The organism is Candidatus Cloacimonadota bacterium (assembly GCA_020532355.1).
GTDB lineage: Bacteria > Cloacimonadota > Cloacimonadia > Cloacimonadales > Cloacimonadaceae > UBA5456.
The window spans coordinates 1-4,388 of record JAJBBD010000098.1 but is presented as its reverse complement, the minus strand read 5'-3'; the positions used below and the strand labels follow the sequence as shown (position 1 = coordinate 4,388).

The window sequence follows — 4,388 nt, the reverse complement described above, 5'->3', positions numbered from 1 at the left end:
TGAATTAAAAAATCCCACTAACAATAAAAAAATCCTCCACTTATCAGTGTATTCTCCTGGTTTCAAGCTCAATAAGAATATCACCTTATGCGATACACCTGGTCTGGAAGCATACAATCTGCCACATCATGATGAGATCACTATCAATAGCATCCTGCCAAGCGCATCTGGATCAACCTGGAACTGGCAAAGAAGCCAGAAGACTGCCTGGAGTACATCATCGTCCATGAACTGCTGCACCTCTTGGAAAAGCACCACAACGACAATTTCAAAGCCTTGATGGATAAATATCTCCCCGACTGGAGAGTCAGGAAGGATATCTTGAATAGGTTCCCACTCAGCCATGAGGAATGGGAGTATTAAGCCCTTGTTAAGATATCTCTATGTAGGTGGGTATGATGAAGCAAAGAAAAAGTGTTTTAGATAGCAACTTCTACAAAAACAGATACGACAAAATAATCAACTTAGCTGGTCCCAGATATTCTCCAGAGACTAATGTTGATATCCCTTTATCGGACATTTTTCATGGTTTGTGTAGAACTGAAGAATTCTACAACGAGATAAGGAAGATGACCGGTTTGATTCGAAAAGGCTCTAAGTATGATAAAAGCGATTGGGATGATGAGAGTATCAATAAACGGAATAAACTTCTTTCTAATACTCTTTGTGGACTTCATGAAATTGTCTGCAATATCAGGGACTATTCGTCTGAAACAATCAACTGGGCTGAGATAACAAGGCTTACCGAACATGCAGATAGTCAACTATTGAATTTGATTGATAACTACCAAAGGCGTAAACAGGAACTAAACGATATAAAACCAGAAAGCCAAGGCACGTCTTATCAATCAAGTCCTTCAGAGAAAATTGGTTATACGATTCGAAATCTTCGAGATCTACACGGAACTATAATGGATCTCGATGATCTGTCAAGAAAGAGCAAAGCCCGGTTATCTAATAACCCATATTTGTTGATAGAAGGCAATGCAGGCATGGGAAAAACACACCTGCTATGTGATTTGTTTAGGGTTAGAACTGAGAGTGTTGACCCTCCATTACCAACCTTCTTATCATTTGGCGAACAATACAGGAATGTTTCAGATTTCTGGGGCACTTTCCTACACTCTCAGGGGCTAGATACGTTCTTTAATAATAAGGCAGAGTTTCTTAGGCATCTTGATTGTTTAGCTAGGGTCAACTGCTGTAGATCACTCATAATGATTGATGCCTTAAACGAATCATCCGATGACTTTTGGCAGAATCATTTTACTGGTTTATTGGATGATATCAGCAGCTACAAACACGTAGCCTTAGTCGTTACAATTAGGACTGGATTCGAAGATTCTGTTCTAACTACAGATCAGATAAACAGGCTGGAATGCGTAAACCATACAGGATTTGCTGAGGTAGAATGGCAAGCCGTTACAATGTACTTTGAACACAACGATATCCCATTACCGGAAATTCCTATTCTCTACCCAGAGTTTCAAAATCCCCTATTTCTAAAACTATTCTGCGAAGCTTTCAAAAAAAGGAAACAGACCAGAGCTAAACAGGATATCTTCCGGGGTCATGAGGGCTCTACATTTATATTTGAGACATTCATTGATAAGGTATCACGACCCCTGGTCAGAAAGTATGGATTGGTAAAAAAGACTAATCTTGATGTTTGGAATTCGATAATCAAGCCTATCGCAAAGACCATGGTTGCTACTAATTCTGATAGAATAAGTGAATCGGCCCTACATAGTATAATTCATGCATCACATCCTCATGTAACACCATCAGACCTTATCCGTGATATGGAAAAGCTGTTACTGATAACTAGGTATCCGAGCGTTGTTAACGAAGGCAGCTTTGATATTAGATTCCCATTTCAGAAATTCAGCGACCACCTGATAATTCGTTATATCTTCGAAAAGTATGAAAGTGAGTTTGGAAAGAAGAATAAGAATCTTGTTACGGCAAAGCGGTTTTTTTCAAAGAGAAGAAAGCTTGGAAAGACCATTTTCAGTAGATGGTATTTGGGTTTATTGGATGCTTTATCGATACAATGTCCAGAACAACTGAAGGGAATTGAGTTTATAGAAGTCGCACCATATCTATTGAACAGACATCACACTGCTTATCATGCAGTTAATGCATTCATTGAAAGTTTGGTGTGGAGAAAAAGCACTGCTTTTAGCTCAGATCTACGGAATACAAACGGAATTATCAACAAGTACGTATTTTACAATGAAGGCATGCGAAATACATTCTTCGATGCGCTTCTCACGGTTGCTCCAATAGAGAACCATCCCTACAATGCTACGTCGTTAGACAATTTCCTAAAAAGGCTTAGTATGCCTAGACGGGATGCTGTTTGGTCAGCTTTCCTACATTATCAGAACAATGAAAATCGCTCTGTGGATAGGATATTGAATTGGGCAAAAATAGACAATGCAACAAAATCTGTTACAGACAACTCACTTTATTTGATGGGTATTACTCTGTCATGGTTCCTAACCACTCCCAACCGCTTTGTTAGGGATCGAGCTACAAAAGGCCTTGCATCCCTCCTTATATCCAGACCTGCGTTGATAATTGAGTTGTTTAAAACCTTTGAGCATGTTGACGATATTTACGTTTTAGAGCGGATATATTGTGCCACGTACAGCTGTGTTCTTCATAATACAATAGATAACGCAAGCCTCAAAATGCTTGCAAGATATGTCTACAATAGAATCTTCAGGTTAGGGAAACCGCCAAAACATATACTGCTTCGTGACTATTCTAGAGGAATCATTGAAATAGCCTTGTCTCGCGGGTTATGTAAGAACATTGATACCAGCCTGATTTACCCACCGTATAAGAGTAAATGGCCAACACACATTCCCTCAATAGACGAACTCCGAGAAAAGTACTATATTGAAGACTATACTCAGCTAACAAGGGAAAAACGTGGATTTAATGATATCTGGAATTCAGTTATAGACTATGGCGATTTCTCTCGGTATGTTATTGGCACAAATAGCAGCAGTTGTTCTTGGACTGGTAGAAGAATAGATGACAACGCGAAATCGGTAAAACAGATTTTTGATGACTTTAAAAACGGCTTAACTAAAGAGCAGAAGTCAAAATGGGATTATCTCGAATTGTTGGAATCAACAAGACCGCTCGCGATGTTTGAAAGAATTGGTTCGGTGAATCCAGAAATTGACATAGATAATGAAATTGAATCTCTCGAAGCCTCGTTTATAACGTCTTTATCTGCTAAGCAGAATGAACTATACACTCAGGTTCTAAAGCCATGCCTTATTAACGGCTATCAAATTAATGACCCACTTGAAACGTTTGACCTATCTATAGCTCAACGTTGGATTTTTAACCGTGTCATTGAGTTAGGTTATGATCCATCAATACATAATCATTTTGATGCGTACGTCGATAATTATGGCAGAGTTGGAAGGTCGGAGCATAAAGCTGAGCGAATCGGTAAGAAGTACCAGTGGATCGCATATCACGAGTTCATGGGGATGCTGTCAGACAATTATAAGTACAAGGATGATAACTGGTTTGATCCCCTGGATCACTATTCAGGACCCTGGGAGCCGCATATTAGAGACATTGATCCAACGCTGCTAGTTCAGAATGATGAACACATCAATCAATCAATACCCTTGAAGAATTGGAAAACCGATGAATGTGTGATAAAATCATGGCATGAACAAGTGAATGATGTAAAATGGCTTAGAATGAGGAAGGACATCCCCAATCCTTCAACACTTATTGAAGTTGTCGATGACAATCTCGGTAAATGGTTATTACTAAAAGCACATCTTCATTGGCAAATGCCAACACCACCAGAAGAAGAAAAGTATGATGAGCCAACCAGAGATGTTCTGTTACTGATAAAGAGCTGCCTTGTAAGGAAATCTGATATTCCCAAAGTAACATCATGGTGGAGTAATAAAAGACAGAAAGGTAAATGGATGCCAGAGTCAGGGAGTTTTTACCACATTTTTATTGGTGAATATCCATATTCTTATGCGTATGAATGCTCCAAAGGAATAAAAGACGAGTGGGTTAACGATGAAGATTCAAAAACGAGCCTTAACGTCCCCATGCTCATTACTGATGACTGCTATTCAAACGAGTTTACTCTGGATTGCTCATACGAAAGAACTAGGATTGATATCAATCTCCCATGTGCCACAATTGTCAAAGATTTAGGGCTGAACCAAAAGTTTGTAGATGGGAGATTCTATCTGGGTGAAAAACTGGTAACCTCTCCCCTTTCAATTTTCTGTGAGTCAGGTAGATCTGGATTGTTGTTTGATAAAATGACATTATCCGAATATCTCAACACCAAAGGTTACACTGTCATATGGTCTTTGTTTGGCGAAAAG

At 39.1% G+C, this 4,388-nt stretch carries 1 protein-coding gene and 1 pseudogene; both read left to right on the top strand.

Annotated elements, in window-relative coordinates:
* Positions 1-156: 156 nt before the first annotated feature.
* A pseudogene (locus tag LHW48_03205) lies at positions 157-363 on the top strand (M48 family metallopeptidase).
* A 35-nt stretch (positions 364-398) separates the two neighbouring features.
* A partial coding sequence (locus LHW48_03200; protein ID MCB5259467.1) for a hypothetical protein occupies positions 399-4,388 on the top strand: 3,990 nt, incomplete at its 3' end.